This window comes from Microbacterium sp. JZ31, assembly GCF_016805985.1.
Taxonomy (GTDB): Bacteria; Actinomycetota; Actinomycetes; order Actinomycetales; family Microbacteriaceae; genus Microbacterium.
In genome coordinates, this window is the sequence record NZ_CP017661.1 from 120,634 (window position 1) to 141,266 (window position 20,633).

A 20,633-nucleotide genomic window follows, 5' to 3' on the forward strand; every position below is an offset into this window, starting at 1 on the left:
GAGGACTGTCATGAGGATCTGGATCGGCGCACGCGGTGCCGACATGGGCAAGGAGGCGCGCGGCGTCATGGCCGCCACGGCCGGCGCCGCCGACTCGCCGCTCGCGAGCGGGCCGCTCACCATGCTCGGCGACGCGGTCGAGGCGCCGTCGCCCACGTGGCTCGCCGCGCATCCGTCGCTCGACGTGGTGTACGCCGCGCTCGAGGGGGAGGGCTGCGTGGCGGCGTTCCGCCGCACGGGTGAGGCGACGCTCGCGCCCCTCGGGCCGACCGTCGACGCCGGCGAGACGACGTGCCACATCGCTGTCGCGCCCGACGGCTCGCACCTCGTGGCGGCGGCCTGGGGCGACGGGGTCGTGACGCACGTCGCGCTCGGCCCGGACGGGCGCCTCGGCGCGCGCACCGAGGCCGAGCCCGCGGCCGACCCGTACGCGACCGCGGCGGCCCCCGCCCCGGACGCCGCGACGCTCGTGGCCGAACAGGGCGGCGTGGCGGACCTGCGCGCGCTCGTCGATCGCGGCGCCGACGCGTCGCAGCTGGCCGCCATGCTGGCGGGCTCGACGCCCACGCCCGCGATCCGCGACGACGCCGGCCTCGACGAGATCCTCTCGCTGCTCGGCCAGTCGCGGAACCCGTTCGATGATCCGGCCGTGCGGGACATCCTGCGCCCCGGCCCGAGACCCCTCCCGCCGCGCCGCTCGCGGGGGCGGTCGACCTCGGCGGGGCCTCCGCTGCGTCGCAGGATGAGCCGCGCACGCCGCGCGCACACTGCAGCGCGTTCCTTCCGGGCGGACTCGTGGCCACGACCGACCTGGGCTACGACCTCGTGCGCTTCTGGCGGTCGTCGGCGCGCGGCATGACGCTCGACCACGAGGTCGCGCTGCCGCTCGGCGCCGGGCCGCGGCACATGACGCTGCACCCCAGCGGACACCTGTACGTCGTGACGGAGTTCACGTGCGAGGTGTTCGTGCTGGCACCCGGCCCCGACGGGCGCTGGACGCTGCGTGCGGGCGTCGCGGCCTCTCCCGGATCGCTCCCCGGCGACAAGGGCGCCGAGCTCACGCGCTCGCGTGACGGGCAGTACCTGTACGCGGGACTGCGCGGCAGCGACACGATCGCGGTGCTGCGCGTACGCGGGGAGGGGGACCGGATCGAGCCTGTCGCGCTCGCCGAGTCGGGCATCCGCAAGCCGCGTCATCACGTGGTGCTGCGCGACACGCTGCTCGTCGCCGGTCAGGACTCGGACGAGATCGCCTCGCTCGGCATCGACGAGCGCACCGGGGTGCCGGATCGGGTGCGCCACCGCCTCGCGGTGCCGTCGCCGCAGCACATCCTGCCCGCGCGCTGAGCCGCGAGCCCGCGGGCGGCGCTCGGCGGGTCGCGGCCCTCGGTAATCTCGATCACATGACCGACGCCGCGACGCCCGACCCGACCGCCGCCGAGGATCCGCGCGAGACGCTGCTGCGCCTGCGCGCGAGCATCGACAACATCGACGCCGCGCTGGTCTACCTGCTGGCCGAGCGGTTCCGCGCGACGCAGCAAGTCGGGAAGCTCAAGGCGCGGCACGCGATGCCGCCGTCGGATCCGGCCCGTGAGGAGCAACAGGTCGCCCGCCTGCGCGCGCTCGCCGAGGCCGCGCACCTGGATCCGGAGTTCGCCGAGAAATGGTTCAACTTCGTGGTGGCGGAGGTCATCCGCCACCACGAAGCGTTCCGGGCCGAGTGATCCCGACCCGGGAGATCAGACGGTCGCGCGCCGGAGCGTCGAGTACGAGCCGACGGCCATCAGGGCGATGACCGGCACACCCCACAGCGCGAGGCCGAGCGCGCCGGTGCTGACGAGCCACGTCCACACCTCCGGCCACGCGTTCATCCGCGTGATGAGGAAGATGAGGCCGACGAGCATCAGGCCGAGACCGATCAGCACGGTGGTCAGCACGGCGCTGCCCCAGCGCTTGTAGATGGTCGCGCACCAGAACCCGATCACGAAGAAGAACATCGCGACGATGAAGTACACGACCCATGCCGCGAGGGGCCCGGCCTCCCACATGTAGGGCAGGTGGGCGAAGTAGCCGTTGACGCCGAAGCCGTTCGTCGCCAGCTCGAGCCCGCCGATGATGACGAAGGCGGTCGCGAGCATCGCGCTCGTGGCGGCGGCCGCGATGAGCGTGCCGAGGTAGAACTCGCGTCGCGTCAGGCTCATCGCCTGCGAGAACGGGAACGTCAGGGTCAGCGACTGGATGCCGACCGCCAGGAAGTACCACAGCGGCGCCTGGCTGCCGCCGCCGTACTTCGGGGCGTCGACCGGGATCATCGCGTAGATCAGGTACGAGATCACGAGCGAGCCGCCGAGCACGATCAGCGGCACCCACAGGTAGGTCTGCTTGTTGATGTACTGCAGGCGCACGACGTTCAGAACGCGGGCGTTCACAGGGTCACCTCTTCTTCGATCGATGCGGGCTGGTCGGCCCGTGCGTGCTGGGTGCTGCGCACGATGAGCTGCTGCAGCGAGACGGGGGCGAGGTCGAGGCCGGCGGCCTGCGCCTCGGAGCGCTCCGCGGCCGACAGCGCGCCGAGGAACGTGACGGACGTGACGCGGCCGAGACTCTCGCGGTGGATGACCTCGCGGCCGCGGACGAACGACTCCACCGCGGCGCTGTCGCCGACGAGGTTCGTGGCGCGCTCGCGCGCCTCGTCGGTCGTGGTGTCCATGATGATGCGGCCCTGGTCGATCACGAGCACGCGCTCGATGAGGTTCGAGACCTCGTCGATCAGGTGGCTCGACAGCAGCACGGTGCGCGGATGCTCGGAGTAGTCGGCCAGCAGGCGGTCGTAGAAGATCTGCCGTGCCACGGCGTCGAGGCCCAGGTACGGCTCGTCGAAGAACGTGATCTCGGCCCGCGACGCGATGCCGATGATCACGCCGACCGCCGACAGCTGGCCGCGCGAGAGCTTCTTGATCGTCGTCTTCATGGGCAGCTGGAAGTCGTCCACGAGCCGGTCGGCGAGGTCCTGGTCCCAGCGGGGGAAGAACAGCCGCGCGGCGGCCAGCGCGTGCCGGGCGTTGGAGTCGTCCGGATACTTCTGGCTCTCGCGCACGAAGCACATCCGGCTCAGCACGCGTGCGTTCTCGTACGGGTGCTCGCCGAACACGCGGACGGATCCGGAGGTCGCGAAGTTCTGGGCGGTCAGGATCGACATCGCGGTCGTCTTGCCGGCGCCGTTGCGGCCCAGGAATCCGTAGATCGTGTCCTGCTCGATGTCGAAGCTCACATCGTCCAGTGCGAGCTTGTCCTTGTACCGCTTGGTGAGGTTCCTCGCCTCGATGACGGCGGTCATGATGTCCTTTCGGTGGGGGCTGTGCCGTGCTCGCGGATCAGCACGGCGAGGTCTTCGGGGTCGAGGCCGATCTTGCGGGCCTCGGCGAGGAGGGGAGCGACGTAGCGCTCGGCGAACGCCTCGCGGCGCTCTCGCAGCAGCAGATCGCGCGCGCCGTCGGCGACGAACATGCCGATGCCGCGGCGCTTGCTGAGCACGGACTTGTCGACGAGCATCGCGACTCCCTTCGCGGCGGTGGCCGGGTTGATCCGGTAGAAAGCGGCGAGCTCGTTCGTGGACGGCGCCTGCGCCAGCTCGGCGAGACTCCCGTCGACGATCGAGTCCTCGATCTGCTCGGCGATCTGCACGAACAGCGGCTTGCCTTCTTCGATCACCCGAGACCTCCGGTAGTGTGGTTAGTTACTCAAGTAATGAACCACTGAACCGGAGCGGTGTCAAGACCGAAGGGGAGAAATCCCGTCCCGGCGCGACGCGGGGCCCGCCGCGCGTTCTACTCTGCTGGCATGCCCTCTGACCATGCGCGCCCCGAGACCATCGCCGCGGGAGCGTGATCATGCCCGACACCGCGCCCGTCCCGATCCCGCCGTATCCGGCGGTCTCGTCGCTCGGACCGCTCGCGAGCGATCTCACGATCGCGGAGGTGGCGGGAGACGCGGGCAGGTTCACGGACTACTCGGTGCCGGATGCGGGCATCCGCGCGCTGTACACGACGGAGAGCATCTGGCAGTCGTGGCTCGACGTCGAGGTCGCGCTCGCCCGCGCAGAGGCCGAGGTCGGGATCGTGCCCGAGGACGCGGCGCGCCGGATCGCGCAGGTCGGGCGGCTGTCGCACCTCGACCGCGAGCGCGTGATCGCGGGCATGCGCGTGCAGGGCCACCCGCTCGTGCCGCTGATCGAGGAGCTCGCGGAGGCGGCGGGCGAGGGCGCCGGCGGGTGGGTGCACTGGGGGGCGACGAGCCAGAACATCATGCAGTCGGGCCACGCCATCCTGATCGGCCGGGCGCACGCGATCGTGAACCGCCTGCTGCTCGACTGCCTCGCGGCGCTCGCGGATCTCGCCGAGCGGTCGGCGACGATGATCATGCCGGGCCGGACGCACGGTCAGCACGCCGTGCCCATCACGTTCGGGCTCAAGGTCGCCACGTGGATCGACGACGTGCTGCGCGCCCACGACCGGATCGGGCACGGCGTGCGGCCGTGCCTGCGCGTGATGATGGCCGGCGCCGTCGGCAGCTTCGCGTCCCTCGGCGAGGTCGGCCCGCGCGTGCAGCGCCGCGTCGCCGACCTGCTGGGGCTGGAACCCATGCCGGTGCCGTCTCGCGCCCTGCTGTCACCGCAGTCGGGCTACATCTCCGACCTCGCACTGCTGTCCGCGGCATGCGGGCGCATCGCGATCGAGGTCGAGACGATGATGCAGACCGAGTTCGGCGAGGTGTCCGAGCCCGTCCCGGAGGGCTCCGTCGGCAGCTCGACCATGCCGCACAAGCGCAATCCCAAGCTCTCGGCCGACGTCCTGGATCTCGCGGCGCTCATCCGGGCGAGCGTGCCCGAGGCGATCGCCGCCACGATCCACGCGCACGAGGCCGACGGCGGCGCCACCGCGAAGATCGACGCCGCGATGCAGACGTGCCTCGTCGCGACCGGCGACATGCTGATGCGGCTGAAGGTGATCCTCGAGGGGCTCGAGCTGTTCCCCAAGCGCATGCGCCGCAACCTGGAGCTGAGCGGCAACCTCATCGGATCCGAGGCCGTCATGCTCGCGCTCGGCGAGGAGATCGGGCGCGACGAGGCGCACCGCATCGTCTACGAGGCCGCGATGCGCTGCGCCACGGAGGGCGAGGACTTCGAGGCGCTGCTGGTGTCGGACCCGCGCGTCCGGATCGCCCTGCCGGCCGAGCGGATCCGCGCGCTGCTGGATCCCGCGGGGCACGTCGGCCTCGCTCCGCACATCGCGCGCGAGGCGGCCCGCCGCGCGCGCGAAGCGGTCGCCGGGGAGTGAACCCGGCTGCTGCGCGCGGCGGACCGCGGGTCGCGGATCAGCGCACGACGGCGACGCCGCGGGGCGCGAGCACCGCGTCGCCCACGAGGTACTCGCCCTCGATGCCGTCCAGGCGCACCTCGTCGTCCGTGCGGTTGATGAGGAAGCGCACGCGCGAGTCGCCCGCGCGCCGCACCGCCAGCTCGACCGTGCCGCGCAGCGGCTCGGGCAGCTCGGACGCGACGCCCGCGCGCTCGAGGAGCAGCGGCAGCAGTGCGGCGAGTCCGTCGACGCCGAGACTGGTCGAGACGTATCCCGCCGCGCCGTCGCCGGCCCGGCGCCACGTCACGGCGGCGCCGCCGTCCAGCTCGCTCTCGGTGTAGCGGGCGAGCACCTCGACGTCGTCCGCGACGACGTCGACGGGCTCGCTCCAGAGCCTGCCGCGCGCTCCGATGGAGAGGCCGATCGTCTCGTCGTCCCACAGCGGGCGGAACTCCTCCACGCGGATGCCGAGCAGCTCCGCGAGCGCCCCGGGGTAGCCGCCGAGCCACACGCGGTCGTCCGCGTTCACGATGCCCGAGAAGTAGGTCGCCACGAGGCTGCCGCCGCCGTGCACATACGCCTCCAGGCGCGCGCGCCGTTCCTCCGAGACCGCGTACAGCACGGGCGCGATCACCAGGCGGTAGCCGGAGAGGTCGGCGTCCGCCGGCACCACGTCGGCGCGGATGCCGGCGTTCATCAGCGCCGTCCACCACTCCACGGCCTCGCGGCGATAGCGCAGCCGGTCCGTGGGGTGGGAGTCGAGCTCGCTGCCCCACCACGAGTCCCAGTCGAACAGGATCGCCACCTGCGACGGCTCGCGATCGGAGCCGGCGACCGGCTGCAGATCCTGCAGGATGCCGCCGAGCCGCACGACCTCCCGGTACACCCGGGTGTCCTCGCCGCCGTGGGGCACCATCGAGGAGTGGTACTTCTCCGCCCCCGCGGCGGACTGCCGCCACTGGAAGTAGCAGACGGCGTCGGCGCCGTGCGCGACGTGGGTGAGCGAGTCGCGCACCAGCTCGTTGCCGTGCTTGGGGCGATTGATCGGCTGCCAGTTGACGGCGCTCGTGGAGTGCTCCATGAGGAACCAGGGCCGGTGGCCCGCCACGCCGCTCGTCAGCGCGGCCGAGAACGCGAGCTCGTCGCGTCCCTCGGTCACGTAGTGGTCGTTCGAGACGAAGTCGACCTCGTGCGCCCAGTCGGCGTAGTCGCCGTGCCGCGTCTCGCCCATGATCATGAAGTTCGTCGTGACCGGGATGTCGGGGGTGAGCCGGTTCAGGATCTCGCGCTCGGCGATCAGGTGGTCCTTGAGCGCATCCGACGAGAAGCGCGCGAAGTCGAGCTGCTGGGTCGGGTTGGGGAAGGCGTAGGAGCGGCGGGGCGGCTGGATCTCGTCGAAGGAGCCGTAGCGCTGCGACCAGAACGCCGTGCCCCACGCGTGGTTGAGGCCCTCGATGCCGCCGTACCGCGCCTCCAGCCACACGCGGAACGCGCGCGCGGCGTCGTCCGAGTAGTCGTAGGCGTTGTGGCAGCCGAGCTCGTTGTTCACGTGCCACGCGACGACGCCGGGGTGCGCGCCGTACCGCTCGGCGAGCTTCTCGACGAGGGCCAGCGCGTGACGGCGGAACACCGGCGACGTCGGACGCCAGTGCTGCCGGCCGCCCGGCCAGACGATCTGGCCGTCGGCGGTCTCGGGGAGCACCTCGGGGTGCAGGGTCGTGAGCCACGGCGGCGGCGAGGCCGTGGCGGTGGCGAGATCGACGCCGATGCCGTTCGCGTGCAGCAGGTCGATGACCTCGTCCAGCCAGGCGAAGTCCCACTGCCCCTCGGCGGGCTGCAGCTTCGCCCACGAGAAGATGGCGACCGACACGACGTCGACGCCCGCCTGCTTCATCAGCCGGACGTCCTCGTCCCACACCTCCCGCGGCCACTGATCGGGGTTGTAGTCGGCGCCGTACGAGATGCGTCGGGGTGTGCCGTCGGGCGTGCGAAGCCAGCGGTGATTCTGCATGCGGGGAGAGAGGTCCTTCTGAGTCGTCGAGAAAAGGGGATGGGGCGGGGTCCGCAGCCGGACCCCGCCCCATCTCGGGTCATTCGATGGTGAAGCCCTGCTCGGTGCCGTAGTCCTCGAGCGTGGACTGCCAGTCGGCGAGGCCGTCGGCGATCGTGGTCTGGCCGAGGAAGGCCTGGCCGACCGAGTCGCTGAAGACCGTGTTGGCGTACACCTGGAAGGGCAGGTACTGCCAGCCCTCGACCACCGCGGCGGAGGACGCGGCGAACACCTCGTTGGCCTTCTGGCCGCCGAAGTAGTCGAACTCCTCGCTCAGGAACTCCTCCGACTCGAGGTCGGCGACCGTCGCGGGGAATGCGCCCCCGTCGAGGCGGGTCTGCACGCCGTCGCCCGCGTTGGCGTACTCGATGAACTCGTAGGCGAGCTCCTTGTTCTCGGCATCCTGCGGGATGGCGAGCGAGCTGCCGCCGTTCTCGGACGACGTCGCGACGCCCTCCTCCCACTGCGGCATCTCGGCCACGCGCCACGCGCCGGCGCCGTCGGGCGCGCTGCCCTCGAGGTTGGCGGGCATCCAGGCGCCGATGGGAAGGGTGGCGATGGTGCCGTCGGCGAGGCCGGCGAACCACTCGTCGGACCAGCCGGAGATCGGCGAGACGAGGTCCTCGTCCAGCATGGTCTGCCAGACCTCGGCGTAGCGCTGTGCGCCCTCGTCGCCCTCGAGGTCGAAGCTCACCGTGGTGTCCTCGACGGTCCAGGGCGTGCCGCCCGCCTGCCACATGATGGACGCCGCCATGCCGGCGTCGCCGGAGTCGTTCGTGATGTAGACGTCGGGGTTGGCGGCGTGCAGGTCGCGGGCCGCCTGGAGGTACTCGTCCCACGTGGTGGGCACCTCGATGCCGTACTCGTCGAAGACGTCCTTGTTGTAGAACAGCGCCATGGGGCCCGAGTCCATCGGCAGGCCGATGATCTGGTCGCCCGACTGCACGGACGACCAGGGGCCAGGGGCGTAGGTGCCCTCGTACTCGTCGGCGCCGTACTCCGTGAGGTCCTGCAGCGCGTCCTGCAGGGCGTACTGCGGCAGCGCGTAGTACTCCACCTGCGCGACGTCGGGCAGGCCGTTGCCCGCGGTGATCGCGTTCGACAGCGCCGTGTACGAGTCGATGCCGGTGCCGACGTTGACGAGCTCGACCGTCACGCCGGGGTTGTCCGCCTGGAAGTCCTCGACGACCTGCTCGAGCGTGGGCTCCCACGCCCAGACGGTGATGGTGCCGCCCTCTTCCAGGGCCTGGTCGGTGTCGGCCTCGCCGCCGCCGCCCGTGCAGCCGGCGAGGGCGAGCGTGGCGACGCCGGTGACGGCGGTGCCGATGAGGACGCGACGCGTCCGGGGGGTGATCCGGGTCATGCGATTCTCACTTCTTCGTGTGCTGGATGGGTTGGGGTCATTCCTTGACGGATCCGGCCGCCAGGCCGGACTGCCAGTACCGCTGCAGGAACAGGAAGGCGATGATGAGCGGCACGATCGTGAGCAGCGATCCGGTCAGGACGAGATCGAAGATCGCCGTGCCGCCGGCTGTCGCCGCCTGCGCGTTCCACTGGTTCAGACCGATGATGAGCGGGTACCAGTCGGGGTCGCGCAGCATGATGAGCGGCAGGAAGTAGTTGTTCCACGTGGCCACCATGGTGAACAGCAGCACCGTGACGAAGCCGGGCGCCAGGAGCCGCAGGGCCACCTGACCGAAGATGCGCAGCTCGCTGGCCCCGTCGATCCGCGCGGCCTCCATGAGCTCGGTCGGCACGGCCTCGCTGGCGAACGTCCACATCAGGTACAGGCCGAACGGCGAGATGAGCGACGGGATGATGACCGACCACGGCGTGTCCGTCAGGCCCATGGAGCTGAACATGAGGAAGGTCGGCACGGCCAGCGCGGTGCCGGGCACCGCGACGGCTCCGATGATCACGGCGAACACGGCGCGCTTGCCGGGGAAGTCGTACTTCGCCAGCGCGTAGCCGCCGAGCACCGCCAGCAGGGTCGCGCCGCCGGCGCCGACCACGACGTAGAGCAGCGTGTTGCCGAACCACCGCAGGAAGATGCCGTCGTCGTAGGTCAGGGCGCGGCCGATGTTGTCGAACAGGGCGAACTCGCCGCCGAACCAGAGCCCGAACGTGCTGAAGAGGTCGCTCTGCGTCTTCGAGGCGTTGATGAACAGCCAGATGAGCGGGATGAGCGAGTAGACGAGCGCGATGCCGGTGAGCACCGTGAGCAGGATGCTGCGGCGCGGCTTGTCCACGGTGCCGTAGGGACGGCGGCGCGTGGTCGCGGAAGAGACGGTGAGCAGGCGGGTCGTCGTCATGTCAGTCGGCCTTCCGCATCCCGCGCAGCTGCACGACGTAGGCGATGATCATCGTGATCAGGCCCATGATGATCGCGACCGTCGCGGAGTAGTTGAGCTGCTGCCCCGTGAACGCGAGGTTGTACGCGTAGAGGTTCGGGGTGAACGACGTCGTGATCGCGTTGGGCGCGAGCGACTGCATGATGCTCGGCTCGTTGAACAGCTGGAAGCTGCCGATGATCGAGAAGATGGTCGCCACGACGAGCGAGCCGCGGATCGCCGGGAGCTTGATCGCGCGGATGATCCGGAACTGGCTGGCGCCGTCGATGGCCGCCGCCTCGTACAGCGAGGTGGGGATGACGCGCAGCGCCGAGTAGAAGATGAGCATGTTGTAGCCCAGGAACTCCCAGGTGACGATGTTGCCGATCGAGGCGAGCACGAGCTCGGGCGAGAGCAGGTTGGGCAGCTGGACGCCGAAGAAGTCGTTGAGGTTGCCGACCAGCCCGAAGCGCGTGCCGTACATGAAGCCCCACATCAGGGCCGCCACGACGGCGGGCACGGCGTAGGGCAGGAAGATCGCCAGCCGGAAGAACCCGGCGCCGTACAGCCGTCCGCTGTCGATCGCGAGCGCGGCGAGCAGCGACAGGAACAGCATGATCGGCACCTGGATGAGCAGGAACAGCCCCACGCGGATGACGCCCGCCCAGAACGCGGCGTCGCCGAACGCGGCGACGTAGTTGTCGAGGCCGACGAAGGCGTTGCCGCCGACCAGCTGGTTGCGGAACAGGCTCAGCCACAGCGCGTACAGGATCGGCGCGATGAAGACCAGGACGAACACGAGCGCGAAGGGCGCCAGGAACCCCCAGCCGGTCCATCGCCCGCCCGCGGGGCGGGCACGGCGCGAGGGCGGCCGTACCGATTCTGCGGTCACCGTCGGTGCTGACGTCATCATCGCTGCAGCTCGCCTCCTTGCGTCCGGCCGCGGATGTTTACGTAAACATCACCACATCCCGTGCGAACTCGCAACACCGGCGGACGCGATACGGTGATGCCACCATGTCTGACAACCGGGTGCGGCGCGGGACCCGCCGCGTGTCGATGGCCGACGTCGCCGCACGCGCCGGGGTGTCGATGCAGACCGTCTCGCGCGTGGCGAACGGCACCGCGACCGTCGTGCCCGAGACGCGTCAGCGCGTCATCCGCGCCATGGACGAGCTCGGCTACCGCCCGAACAGCGCCGCACGCGCCCTCAAGCTGGGCTCGTTCCGTACGCTCGGCGTGCTCTCCCACACGCTGTCCTCGCTCGGCGACGTGCGCACGATCGAGGCCATCGCCCTGTCGGCCGCCGCGGAGGGCTACGCCACGACGCTCATCCCCGTGCACGCGACGAGCCAGGCGGGCGTCGACCGGGTGTTCTCGCGACTGCAGGAGCTCACGGTCGACGCGCTCATCCTGAACCTGGAGGCGCCGATGCTCGTGCACGCCGCCGAGATGCTGCCGCCGGGGGTGCCCGTGGTCTACATGGATCCGGATGCACCCGAGGCGCGGGTGATCGTCGACACCGATCAGGCGGGCGGCGCCCGGCAGGCGACGGAGCACCTGCTCGGCCTCGGTCATCGCACGGTGCACCATCTCGCCGGTCCGGAGCCGTCTCGGCCCGCGGCGCGGCGCATCGAGGGGTGGCGCGCGGCCCTGCGGGACGCGGGTCGCGACGTGCCCGCGATGCTGCGGGGCGACTGGAGCGTGGAGTCCGGCTATCGCGCGGGCCGCGACCTCGCCGCCGATCCGGAGTGCACGGCCGTGTTCTGCTCGAACGATCAGATGGCCCTCGGCCTGTACCGCGCGCTCGCCGAGGCGGGCAGGCGGGTGCCGCACGATGTGAGCGTCGTCGGGTTCGACGACACGGCCGACGGTCGGGGCTACGCGCCGCCGCTGACCTCGGTGCACCAGGATTTCGCGGACGTCGGGCACCGCTGCGTCGCGTCCGCGCTCGAGCTCGTGCGATCGGGGCCGGCGGCGGGCCCGCGCGTCACGATCGTGGGGACCGAGCTCATCGTGCGCGAGAGCACGGCGCCGCCCCGCTGACGGGTCGAGGTCGCTAGACCGCCTGCACGTCGATGATCATCGCCTGCTGGGGCGAGAGCGCCGGCAGAGGCAGGCCCACCGTCGTCAGCGCCGCCGTCGGCAGCACGACTCCGTCCGGGCGCCGTGCCGCGTCCACCCACGCCGGCTCGACGTCGCTCATCGTGCGCGCGACGCCGAACTCCTCGCGGATGCGCACGCGCACCCGCTCCACGCCGACGGCCCCGAGCCCGGGGAGAGGCACGACGCCCGAGCGGGTCTGCGGGGACGTCTCGGTGCGGCTCCAGCGGTAGACCGCGCGGGATCCGTCATGCGCCACGACGCCCTCGAGCGCGGCCCCCGCGTCCAGGCCGTCGGCGTGCACGACGCGGCCGCTGTGCAGCAGGGGCCGCAGCTCGCGGTACAGCGTCGCCCAGGCGCCGATGGCCGCGAGCTCCTCGTCGGAGCACTCCAGCAGGTTCCACTCCACGCCGGCGTGGCCGAACAGCGCGGTCGCGAGGCGGTAGGCGAGGCTCGTCGTGCGACCCGTCGTGTGCGCGGTCGGCGGGCCGACGTGCCCGCCGATGAGCTCGGGCGGCAGCAGCAGCCCCGTCCACTGCTGGATGCGCGCCCGCTCGACGGGGTCGTTGCAGTCCGAGGTCCAGACGCGATCCGTGCGATCGAGGATGCCCAGGTCGATGCGCCCGCCGCCGGCCGCGCACGACTCGATCTCGAGTCCCGGATGCCGCCGCCGCAGCTCGTCCATGAGGCGGTACAGGGCGAGGGTCTGCTCGCGCACGATCGGCCGATCGCGACCATCGCGCCGCGCCACGGCCTCCAGCAGCTCGCGATTGTGATCCCACTTCAGGTACGCGATCCCGTACTCCTCGACGAGCGCGGAGATCCGGTCGCGCAGGTAGGACCACGCGTCCGGCCGCGAGATGTCGAGCACCTGCTGGCCGCGCATCGTGACGCCCGGCCCCTGCGCGGGGCCGAGGATCCAGTCCGGATGGGCCCGGGCCAGATCCGAGTCCTCGTTGACCATCTCGGGCTCGACCCACAGCCCGAAGCTCATGCCGTGCCCGCGCAGCACGTCCACGAGGGGAGAGAGCCCCTCGGGCCAGACCTCGCGCGAGACGTACCAGTCGCCGAGACCGCGCGTGGCGTCGCGCCGCGAGCCGAACCAGCCGTCATCCAGCACGACCCGCTCCACGCCCACGCGCGCGGCGCGTTCGACGAGCCGCTCGAGCGTCGGGAGGTCGTGGTCGAAGTAGAGGGCCTCCCACGTGTTCAGCACGAGCGGGCGCGGGGACGACGGGTGCGCGGTGCGCGAGCGCAGCCGGTCGTGCAGGCGCGCCGCCGCGCCGTCCATGCCGGCATCCGACCAGACGAACAGCGCGGTGGGGGCCCGGTGCACACCGCCGGGCGCCAGCACGACCTCGCCGGCGGCGAGTCCCTCACCCGCCCCGATCACGCCGGCGTGCGAGCCGGCGCCCTCCGGCAGGCGCTCGGCGAGATAGTGCTGGCCGCCGCTCCAGGCGAGGTGCGTCGCCCACACCTCCCCGGACCGGAAGCCGAAGCCCGCGGTTCCCGCCATGAGCAGGAACGGCGAATCGTGCCCGGGCCGGCCGCGACGCGAGCGGCGCACGTGGGCGCCGAAGCCGAACGGTGTGCGCTGCGGGGCGCGCTCCCGGCACCACCGGCCGGTGAAGTCGAGCAGCTCGGCCGCCCGCTGCGGGACCGGCATGAGCGCGATGGCACCGTCGAGCGTGTAGGGCTCGGCGCCGTCCGCGAGGGTGAGGGACTGGTCGACGGCCAGCACGCCGTGGCGGTCGAGCGTGAGCCGGATGTCGGCCGTCAGGCCCGTGATCTCGTCGACGAGACGCACCTCGAGCCGCTGGGCATCCGCCTCGCGCTGCACCTCGTGCGAGACGAGCCGCGGCCGCGGCGTGGTGGCCGCCCCGTTCGCGTGGCCGGAGACGGTCGGCGTGCCGACCCAGCCGTCCCGTTCACTCGCCCACAGCGCGAGCACGCGCGGCACGTCCGGCTCCGAGCCCGATGTGCCGATCGAGTCGTACGTGGCGAGCGCCACCAGGTCGTCGGCGCGGAGCTCGCCGATGTCGCGGCCCCAGTGCAGGATGCGAGGAGCGCCGTCCAGCGCCACCACGACGCTCGTGCCCGCGGCGCGCAGCAGAACCGGGCCCGCGGTGGCGGTTTCGACGGCGGCAGTCACCCCGCGATCCTATCCAGGGCGGAATCCGACCGACCGCGCGAGTCAGTGGTGATGCACGTGGCGGCCCTGGTGATCCACCGGCGTCGCATCGGGCCTCGTCCACTGGGGTGTGGGGCGGCTCGTCTCTCCATGGCCGCCTCTGCCCGCGTGGTCCGCGCGCCAGTACCAGCACGCCTCGCTTCCTTCGGGCCAGCCCTCGGGGCTGTCCTGCCATGCCTCGCCTCGGCCGTAGGGGGTGAGATCGAGCAGCCCTAGGGGCGTGTCCATCACCTCGACACCGCGTCCTGTCGTGTCGTACGTCAGGAAGACCCGGTCGCCGCGGCGTAGAAACACCGTGACGTGCCCCATCTCTCCACCGAGCGGCTCGTCGAGCCCCCGCACCGAGTACCACGGCTCGGTGTAACCCATGAACGCGACGAAGGGAGCGATCTCGTCCCAGGCGCCCTCGCACAGCACGGCGAAAGAGACGCCGCGCGCCCGCAGATAGGAGGCATCGCGCATCTGCCAGGCCGACACGGTGCAGCCCTCGCATTGCCCCTGGAAGGGCGCGCCGTCGTGCCACATGTGCCGGTAGACGAGGAGCTCCTCTTCGTCCCCGAACAGCGAGATGAACGGCACGGGCCCATCCGGTCCCGTGACCCGGGTGGTGCCGTCCACCTCCACCATCGGCAGCCTGCGGCGGGCCGCCGCGATCGCGTCGCCCTCGCGGGTGTGCGCCTTCTCGCGCAGCAGCAGCTCGTCGCGCGCGGCCTGCCACGTCTCGCGGTCGACGATCGGCGGGGTCCCGGTGCTCATGACTCCTGCTCCCACGGCAGCTTCACGACGGGCAGGATGTACAGCCGTCCGGCGATCGCGGTGGGGTGCTTCGCCATGAGCGAGGCGGCCTCGTCGATCGACGCCGCCTCGATCAGGTCGTAGCCCGCGAACCACTCCTTGAACTCGGGGAAGGGGCCGTCGGTCACGAGCGTGCGGCCGTCGCGCACCGCGACGGACTTCGCCTGCTCCGGGCCCGCGACGGGTGCGCCCGCGCCGAGCGCGCCGGCCGCCGTGCCCTCATCGGCCCACCGCTCGAGCATGCGCTGATCGTCATCCCGCGGCAGCGGGGAACCGGACGCGTCGGTCATGTGGAGCACGAGGTACTGCTGGGTCATGATGTCTCTCCTTCGATGGGTGCCGCGAGCTGACCGCGGCGGCGGATGAGGTGGGCACGCTCGGCGGTGTTCCGCGCGAGCGCGATCGCGTGGTCGTAGGCCGTGCGGGCGTCGGAAGAGCGGCCGAGCCGCCGAAGCAGCTCGGCGCGCGTGGTGTGCAACGCGTGGTAGTCGCCGAGGCGGTCGGAGAGCCGGTCGACGATCGCGAGTGCGACGTCCGGTGAGTCGAACTCGGCGACCGCGATGGCCTTGTTCAGCGTGACGATCGGGTTCGGATCGATCCGCTCGAGCTGCCCGTACAGCGCGACGATCTGCGACCAGTCCGTGTCGCGCGCGTGCGGCGCCGACACGTGCACGGCGTTGATGGCGGCGAGGATCTCGTACCGTCCGGGGCGACCCTCCCCGCGCGCGACGGCGTCCAGCCGCTCCCGGACGAGGGCCGTGCCCTCGGCGATCAGCGCGCGGTCCCAGGCTCCGCGATCCTGCTCGTCGAGGCGCACGAGTTCGCCGTCGGCCGAGACGCGTGCCGCGGCGCGCGCCTCCGTGAGCAGCATCAGGGCCAGCAGACCGGTCGCCTCGCCGCGCTCGCGGGACCCGGCCGGCAGCAGGTCGCGCACGAGGCGCGTGAGCCGGATCGCCTCGCCCGTCAGGTCCCGTCGGATCGGCTCGGACTGCTCGCCGGACGCGAGATACCCCTCGTTGAAGATCAGATAGAGCACCGCGAGCACGCCGTCGACCCGCGCCGGCAGATCCTCGGCGTCGGGCACGCGGTACGGGATCCGCGCGGCCCTGATCTTCGCCTTGGCCCGGCTGATCCGCTGGCCCATCGTGGTCTCCTGCACGAGGAACGCGTGGGCGATCTCGGCGACCGTGAGGCCGCCGACGACCCGCAGCGTGAGCGCGACGCGCGCCTCCATCGACAGGGCCGGGTGACAGCACGTGAACACGAGGCGCAGCCTGTCGTCGTCTACGGCGCCGACCGGTTCGGCGGGGGAATCGTCGTGCAGCATGAGCGCCTCCTGCTGCTTGTCGTCGCGGCGGGCCTCGCGGCGCAGCCGGTCGATCGCCTTGCGGTGCGCCGTCGTGGTGATCCAGGCGCCGGGGTTGGGGGGCACGCCGTCGACGGGCCAGCGCTCGACGGCGGCGGCGAACGCCTCGGCGGCGGTCTCCTCGGCGAGGTCGAGGTCGCCGTGGCGCCGTGCCAGGCCCGCCACGACGCGCGCCCACTCCTCGCGGTGCACGCGCGCGATCACCTCGGCAGCCGGCGTCATGCGAACGGCCGCACCTCGATCGCGCCGCGGCAGACGCGCGACGCCTCGGCGGCGAGCTTCAGCGCGGCGTCGAGGTCGGGGACGTCGATGAGCCAGAGGCCGTTCATCCCCTCCTTCGACTCGATGTACGGGCCGTCCGTGAAGAGGGGCTCGGCGCCCCGGGCGTCGACCACGGTCGCGGTCTGCGGAGCTTCGAGCCCGCCGACGTAGACGAGGCTGCCCTGCGCGCGGATGCGGTCGTTGAACGCCGCGGTCTCGGCCATCGCCTCGCGCATCTCGTCCTCGGAGGAGTACGTGCCGAATCCGGTGTAGTCCGCCGGTCCGATGACCGACAGCAGGTAGTGCGCCATGTCTTGCTCCCTCGCATCGTCGCGGCACGGGATCGGCCGCCCTCAGTAAAGCAACGAACGAGCCCGCATGGTTTCGACAGCGGCATCGGGTTCGGCCCGCAGCGGATCCGGATGTCGAAACCCGGGGCCCGCATTCGTGGCGTCAGCGAGAGGCGTCCATCCCGGCCGCTGCAGCGGCGGGCGACGTTCGGCGGGCGGGATCAGCCGGCGAGGTGGCCCCAGCGCCCGGCGAGCTCGCGCCACGGTCCGACGGCCGCGACCTCGCCGTCGGACAGCACGACGACGCGATCCGCCCGCGCGAGCGCCGCCCGCTTCGAGGTGGCGCCGATGACGGTCGTGCCGCGGTCGCGCAGCGCCTGCCAGAGCTCGATCTCGGTGCGCGCGTCCAGCGCCGACGACACGTCGTCGGCGAGCAGCAGCTCGGCGTCCGCCGCCAGCGCGCGGGCCAGTGCGAGACGCTGCACCTGACCGCCCGACAGCCGCACGCCGCGGTGGCCGACGAGCGCGTGCGCCCCGCCCGCCTCGGTGACGTCCTGTCCGAGCCGGGCGCCGTCGATCGGCCCGTCGACGTCGCGCTCGTGGTCGAGGCGGACGTTGTCGGCGAACGTGCCGCTCATCACGCGCGGCACCTGGGCGACGTAGGCGACCTGCCCGGGGCGCAGGAACACCTGCGCGTCGGCGACGTCGGTGCCGTTCCAGCGGATGGCGCCGGTGTGCTCCATGAGGCCGGCGAGCGCCGCCAGCAGACTCGACTTGCCGGATCCGACCTGGCCGAGCAACAGCACGAGCTCGCCGCGCCGCACAGCGAGGTCGACGCCCGCAACGCCGAGCGTGCCGTCGTCGTGCACGGCCGTGACGCCCGCCAGCTCCAGGGTCTGCAGGGGCTCGCGGGCGACCGCCGGGGGCTCGGGCGCCGTGCCCGCGACGAGATCGACCCCGGGGACCGGGTCGACGAGGTCGACGCCGCCCGCGAAGCGCGCGGTCGCCTGCTGCCACGTGCGTGTGCCGGGAGCCTCCGTGACCACCGCGCCCGCGACGACGCCGAACCAGCCGAAGCCCGTCACGGCGTTCGCGACGAGCAGGGTCGTCGCCAGGTCCCACATGCCCGTGAGGAGGGCCGCCCACGCCGCCACCGCGCCGAGGTGCAGCGCGACGATCGGCACCCCGTCGAGCACGGCCTGCACGCGGTGCTCGAAGATCGCGGCGCGCACGCGTCCGCTGTCGACCTCCTGCAGGTGCCGGTGCACATCGGGCGTGCGGGCCGCGAGCTTGACCGTGCGCGCCGCGTCGAGCGCGGAGACGAGCGAGCGGCCGAACCGGGCGCGCGCGGCCGAGGAGCGGGTCGCGGAACGTCCCGCGATCGGGCGTCCGAGCGCGGCCGCGAGCGCGGAGACCACCATGACCGCCAGCAGCACGCCGCCCGCCAGCCAGGAGCGGGCCACGAGCGCCGTGACGCCCGCGATCAGCAGGCCGTTGACGAAGTCGACCCAGCGGTCGGCGTACATGACGTACCGGTCGGCGTCCATCGCGCGCGCGACGATCTCGCCCGGCGGCGTCGTCGGCAGCCGGTGCTGGCGCGTCTGCCCGTACATCACGCGCATCCGCACCCGCAGCAGGTTCTCGATCCACCAGCGCGGGTAGAGGTAGATCGCGCGACCCAGCGCGATCGGGCTGAGGAGCACGAGGCCCACGAGGCCCGCGAGCATCGCCCACGGCAGGTTCCCCTCCTGCAGCGCCTCCACCGTCTGTCCCCAGAGGAAGCCCGTCAGCGCACCCTGGGCCGCCGCGAGCGAGGCCACCAGGAACAGCACGGCGCCGAACACGCCCCAGCGCGGCCGCACGAGCAGCACGTGCAGGATGCCGCGCGCGAGCGACGGGCCGTCGCCGGGAACCGGGAGGTCGGGCGGCGTGCCGGTGCGGCGCCGCGTCCCGACGCCCGCGCTCTCTCCGCTCGCCTCGGCGGCGATCGCGTCCGCCGGCGTGACGCCCGCCGCGTTCGGGGCGCCCGCACCGAGGGCCTCGGCGGCCGGCTCATCCGTGGGCGGCTGATCTGCGTGGTCGTCGATCACGCCGTCCGAAGCGGCGGCCTCGCGCAGACGGCGGAAGGGCCCCTCGATCGCCGCGAGAGCCACGCGCGGACCCTGCTGCACGACGCAGCCGTGATCGAGCACCGCGACCATGTCGGCGCGCTCGATCGTCGTCAGCCGGTGGGCGACCAGCACGCCCGTCCGGCCGCTCAGCAGCCGCTCGGAGGCTGCGACCACGCGCGCCTCCGTGAGCGGATCCATGCGCGCCGTCGCCTCGTCGAGCACGACGATCTGGACGTGGCGCACCAGCAGGCGCGCGAACGCCACGAGCTGCTCCTCGCCCGCGGACAGGGCCGTGCCGCCCGGACCGAGGGCGGTGTCGAGCCCGTCGGGCAGCCCTGCGACCCAGTCGGTGAGACCGAGCTCGGCGACGGCGGACTCGATGTCGGCGCGCGGCACGGGGGCGAACAGGGCGATGTTCTCGGCGAGCGTGCCGGCGAGGATCTCGGTGCGCTGGGTCACGACGCCCACCGCGGCGCGCAGCTTCTGCAGGTCGAGGTCGCGCACGTCGGCGCCGCCGACGAACACCGTCCCGGGTGCGGGCTCCTGCGCGCGGGAGATCAGCGCGGCGAGCGTCGACTTGCCGGATCCGGTGCGGCCGACGAGCGCGATCGTCTGTCCCGCCGGCACGACGAGCGAGACGTCCTGCAGCGCGAAGTCGCCCTCCGCGTAGGCGAAGCTCAGCTCGCGCACCTCCAGGCCCACGCGCCCGGCGGGCAGGGCGAGGCCGCCGACGGGCTCGGGCTCGACCTCGAGCATCTGGCGGATGCGGACGAGCGCGCCGACGCCCTCCTGGATGTCGGGAAGGTGGTGCACGAGGTTCGACACCGATCCGACGAGCAGCGCCGTGGACAGGAACAGCGTGACGAGCTGGGCGACGGGCAGGTTGCCGCCGGACGCGAGCACCGCGCCGACGACGGCGACGCCGCCCAGCAGGGCGTGCAGCAGCAGCTCCGCCCGATAGATCAGGCGCATCTCGAGGCCCGTGAGCTCACGCAGCCGGGCGTGCACGACCGCGGAGATCTGCGCGAGGCGCCGCACAGCGAACGCCTGGCCGAGGCTCGTGCGCAGGTCGTTGCGCGCCGCGACCGCCTCCTCGAACGCGGCGGCGTGATCCGTCCACGCCTCCTCCTCGACGACCTTGCGCCGCGCGATCTCGCGCAGCAGCGGACGCGCCGCCAGCGCGACGAGCACACCGAGCACCGGGAACACGATCCACGCGGGCCACCACGCGATGCTCGCCACGATCCACAGCGGCACGACGCCCGCGACGGTGCGTCCCGCGCTCCAGAGCTGTCGCCGCACGAGCGAGCCGACCGCGCGCGTGTCGTCGTCGACGCGATCCATCACCTCGCCCACGGCCTGCTCGGACAGCACGGACAGCGGCTGGCTCATCGCGGCGGTGAGCAGGTCGGCGCGCAGGCGTCCCTCCGCGCGGTCGACAACGCCCGCCCACAGCACCTGGCCCACGCTGTCGAGGACCGCGCCGCCCACGACGCACAGCGCGAAGAGGATCAGCGCGCTTGTCGTCGCGGCGGCGGCGAGCCATCCGGCGACGACCGCGCCGGCGGCCTGTCCGATCGCGCCGGCCAGCAGCAGGGTGAGCGCGAAGAACGACGCGACGCCGGCCAGGCGCCGCCAGTCGAGCCGCCGCCACCGCGGCGTCTCGGGCGCGCCGGGACGCGCACCCTCCCGATCATCGACGGGGGAGGGCGCGGGGGAGAGGCGGGGCGCTGCCTGGGACATCATCGATGACGCTACTGCGGACCGGCGACAAATGGC

18 protein-coding genes are annotated in these 20,633 nt (G+C 72.4%); 5 read left to right on the forward strand and 13 right to left on the reverse strand.

All coding sequences use genetic code 11. The features are described 5' to 3' along the window. Positions 1–10: 10 nt before the first annotated feature. From BJP60_RS15460 to BJP60_RS00590, 3 genes are read left to right on the forward strand one after another with little or no spacing between them, the layout of a single operon-like run. Positions 11–859, forward strand: a complete 849-nt coding sequence (locus BJP60_RS15460; RefSeq protein WP_336244354.1) for a lactonase family protein — start codon at positions 11–13, stop codon at positions 857–859. Then, complete coding sequence (locus BJP60_RS15465; RefSeq protein ID WP_336244355.1) at positions 796–1,347, forward strand: lactonase family protein; 552 nt, start codon at positions 796–798, stop codon at positions 1,345–1,347. The genes BJP60_RS15460 and BJP60_RS15465 overlap by 64 nt, the downstream gene beginning before the upstream one ends. Positions 1,348–1,403: 56 nt before the next feature. After that, entirely contained in the window at positions 1,404–1,724 is a 321-nt protein-coding gene (locus tag BJP60_RS00590) for a chorismate mutase (protein WP_203136883.1), read from the forward strand. 15 nt (positions 1,725–1,739) lie between these two features. Here BJP60_RS00590 and BJP60_RS00595 read toward each other — a convergent pair whose 3' ends face one another. From BJP60_RS00595 to BJP60_RS00605, 3 genes are read right to left on the reverse strand one after another with little or no spacing between them, the layout of a single operon-like run. Further along, positions 1,740–2,429, reverse strand: a complete 690-nt coding sequence (locus BJP60_RS00595; RefSeq protein ID WP_203136885.1) for a hypothetical protein — start codon at positions 2,427–2,429, stop codon at positions 1,740–1,742. Continuing rightward, positions 2,426–3,337 (reverse strand): ABC transporter ATP-binding protein, encoded by a 912-nt coding sequence (locus BJP60_RS00600; RefSeq protein ID WP_203136887.1) that lies wholly within the window; start codon positions 3,335–3,337, stop codon positions 2,426–2,428. Before BJP60_RS00600 ends, BJP60_RS00595 begins: the two co-directional genes overlap by 4 nt. After that, positions 3,334–3,711, reverse strand: a complete 378-nt coding sequence (locus BJP60_RS00605) for a GntR family transcriptional regulator (RefSeq protein WP_203136889.1) — start codon at positions 3,709–3,711, stop codon at positions 3,334–3,336. Before BJP60_RS00605 ends, BJP60_RS00600 begins: the two co-directional genes overlap by 4 nt. A gap of 179 nt (positions 3,712–3,890) precedes the next feature. Here BJP60_RS00605 and BJP60_RS00610 point away from each other — a divergent pair, with 179 nt between their 5' ends. Continuing rightward, a complete protein-coding gene (locus BJP60_RS00610) occupies positions 3,891–5,336 on the forward strand; it encodes a class-II fumarase/aspartase family protein (protein WP_203136890.1) in 1,446 nt (481 codons plus the stop codon). 37 nt (positions 5,337–5,373) lie between these two features. On the opposite strand, the gene BJP60_RS00615 is transcribed toward BJP60_RS00610, so the two are convergent. The 4 genes from BJP60_RS00615 to BJP60_RS00630 all read right to left on the reverse strand — a co-directional run bounded on the left by BJP60_RS00615 (position 5,374) and on the right by BJP60_RS00630 (position 10,647). Beyond that, positions 5,374–7,368: a beta-galactosidase gene (locus tag BJP60_RS00615; protein ID WP_203136891.1), complete on the reverse strand. Its 1,995-nt coding sequence runs from the start codon at positions 7,366–7,368 to the stop codon at positions 5,374–5,376. A gap of 79 nt (positions 7,369–7,447) precedes the next feature. Beyond that, positions 7,448–8,770: an ABC transporter substrate-binding protein gene (locus BJP60_RS00620; protein ID WP_203136892.1), complete on the reverse strand. Its 1,323-nt coding sequence runs from the start codon at positions 8,768–8,770 to the stop codon at positions 7,448–7,450. 37 nt (positions 8,771–8,807) lie between these two features. Beyond that, complete coding sequence (locus BJP60_RS00625) at positions 8,808–9,719, reverse strand: carbohydrate ABC transporter permease (protein ID WP_203136893.1); 912 nt, start codon at positions 9,717–9,719, stop codon at positions 8,808–8,810. A 1-nt stretch (position 9,720) separates the two neighbouring features. Continuing rightward, positions 9,721–10,647 carry a carbohydrate ABC transporter permease gene (locus BJP60_RS00630; protein WP_203136894.1) on the reverse strand — a complete coding sequence of 309 codons (927 nt, stop codon included), beginning with the start codon at positions 10,645–10,647 and terminating at the stop codon, positions 9,721–9,723. Between the two features lie 107 nt (positions 10,648–10,754). Here BJP60_RS00630 and BJP60_RS00635 point away from each other — a divergent pair, with 107 nt between their 5' ends. Beyond that, positions 10,755–11,783 (forward strand): LacI family DNA-binding transcriptional regulator, encoded by a 1,029-nt coding sequence (locus BJP60_RS00635; RefSeq protein WP_238439480.1) that lies wholly within the window; start codon positions 10,755–10,757, stop codon positions 11,781–11,783. 13 nt (positions 11,784–11,796) lie between these two features. Here the strand turns inward: BJP60_RS00635 and BJP60_RS00640 are convergent, their stop codons facing one another. From BJP60_RS00640 to BJP60_RS00665, 6 genes are all read right to left on the reverse strand, one after another. Beyond that, the gene (locus BJP60_RS00640; protein WP_238439481.1) at positions 11,797–13,992 is read right to left on the reverse strand and encodes an alpha-galactosidase; all 2,196 of its coding nucleotides are present in this window, start codon (positions 13,990–13,992) and stop codon (positions 11,797–11,799) included. A gap of 42 nt (positions 13,993–14,034) precedes the next feature. Further along, on the reverse strand, positions 14,035–14,787 hold the full coding sequence (locus tag BJP60_RS00645) for a DUF899 family protein (RefSeq protein ID WP_203136895.1): 753 nt from the start codon (positions 14,785–14,787) through the stop codon (positions 14,035–14,037). Continuing rightward, positions 14,784–15,143 (reverse strand): YciI family protein, encoded by a 360-nt coding sequence (locus BJP60_RS00650; protein WP_203136896.1) that lies wholly within the window; start codon positions 15,141–15,143, stop codon positions 14,784–14,786. The genes BJP60_RS00645 and BJP60_RS00650 overlap by 4 nt, the downstream gene beginning before the upstream one ends. After that, positions 15,140–16,414: an RNA polymerase sigma factor gene (locus BJP60_RS00655; protein ID WP_203136897.1), complete on the reverse strand. Its 1,275-nt coding sequence runs from the start codon at positions 16,412–16,414 to the stop codon at positions 15,140–15,142. Before BJP60_RS00655 ends, BJP60_RS00650 begins: the two co-directional genes overlap by 4 nt. After that, entirely contained in the window at positions 16,411–16,764 is a 354-nt protein-coding gene (locus BJP60_RS00660) for a YciI family protein (protein ID WP_238439482.1), read from the reverse strand. The genes BJP60_RS00655 and BJP60_RS00660 overlap by 4 nt, the downstream gene beginning before the upstream one ends. 200 nt (positions 16,765–16,964) lie before the next feature. After that, positions 16,965–20,600 (reverse strand): ATP-binding cassette domain-containing protein, encoded by a 3,636-nt coding sequence (locus BJP60_RS00665; protein WP_442923387.1) that lies wholly within the window; start codon positions 20,598–20,600, stop codon positions 16,965–16,967. Positions 20,601–20,633 lie beyond the last annotated feature (33 nt).

What these genes read in the sequence shown, in the direction of transcription:
- BJP60_RS15460 (WP_336244354.1), top strand. Translation starts at nt 11, where the DNA reads ATGAGGATCTGGATCGGCGCACGCGGTGCCGACATGGGCAAGGAGGCG.
- BJP60_RS00590 (WP_203136883.1), top strand. Translation starts at nt 1,404, where the DNA reads ATGACCGACGCCGCGACGCCCGACCCGACCGCCGCCGAGGATCCGCGC.
- BJP60_RS00600 (WP_203136887.1), bottom strand. Translation starts at nt 3,337, where the DNA reads ATGACCGCCGTCATCGAGGCGAGGAACCTCACCAAGCGGTACAAGGAC.
- BJP60_RS00610 (WP_203136890.1), top strand. Translation starts at nt 3,891, where the DNA reads ATGCCCGACACCGCGCCCGTCCCGATCCCGCCGTATCCGGCGGTCTCG.
- BJP60_RS00615 (WP_203136891.1), bottom strand. Translation starts at nt 7,368, where the DNA reads ATGCAGAATCACCGCTGGCTTCGCACGCCCGACGGCACACCCCGACGC.
- BJP60_RS00620 (WP_203136892.1), bottom strand. Translation starts at nt 8,770, where the DNA reads ATGACCCGGATCACCCCCCGGACGCGTCGCGTCCTCATCGGCACCGCC.
- BJP60_RS00625 (WP_203136893.1), bottom strand. Translation starts at nt 9,719, where the DNA reads ATGACGACGACCCGCCTGCTCACCGTCTCTTCCGCGACCACGCGCCGC.
- BJP60_RS00630 (WP_203136894.1), bottom strand. Translation starts at nt 10,647, where the DNA reads ATGACGTCAGCACCGACGGTGACCGCAGAATCGGTACGGCCGCCCTCG.
- BJP60_RS00635 (WP_238439480.1), top strand. Translation starts at nt 10,755, where the DNA reads ATGTCTGACAACCGGGTGCGGCGCGGGACCCGCCGCGTGTCGATGGCC.
- BJP60_RS00645 (WP_203136895.1), bottom strand. Translation starts at nt 14,787, where the DNA reads ATGAGCACCGGGACCCCGCCGATCGTCGACCGCGAGACGTGGCAGGCC.
- BJP60_RS00650 (WP_203136896.1), bottom strand. Translation starts at nt 15,143, where the DNA reads ATGACCCAGCAGTACCTCGTGCTCCACATGACCGACGCGTCCGGTTCC.
- BJP60_RS00655 (WP_203136897.1), bottom strand. Translation starts at nt 16,414, where the DNA reads ATGACGCCGGCTGCCGAGGTGATCGCGCGCGTGCACCGCGAGGAGTGG.
- BJP60_RS00660 (WP_238439482.1), bottom strand. Translation starts at nt 16,764, where the DNA reads ATGGCGCACTACCTGCTGTCGGTCATCGGACCGGCGGACTACACCGGA.
- BJP60_RS00665 (WP_442923387.1), bottom strand. Translation starts at nt 20,600, where the DNA reads ATGATGTCCCAGGCAGCGCCCCGCCTCTCCCCCGCGCCCTCCCCCGTC.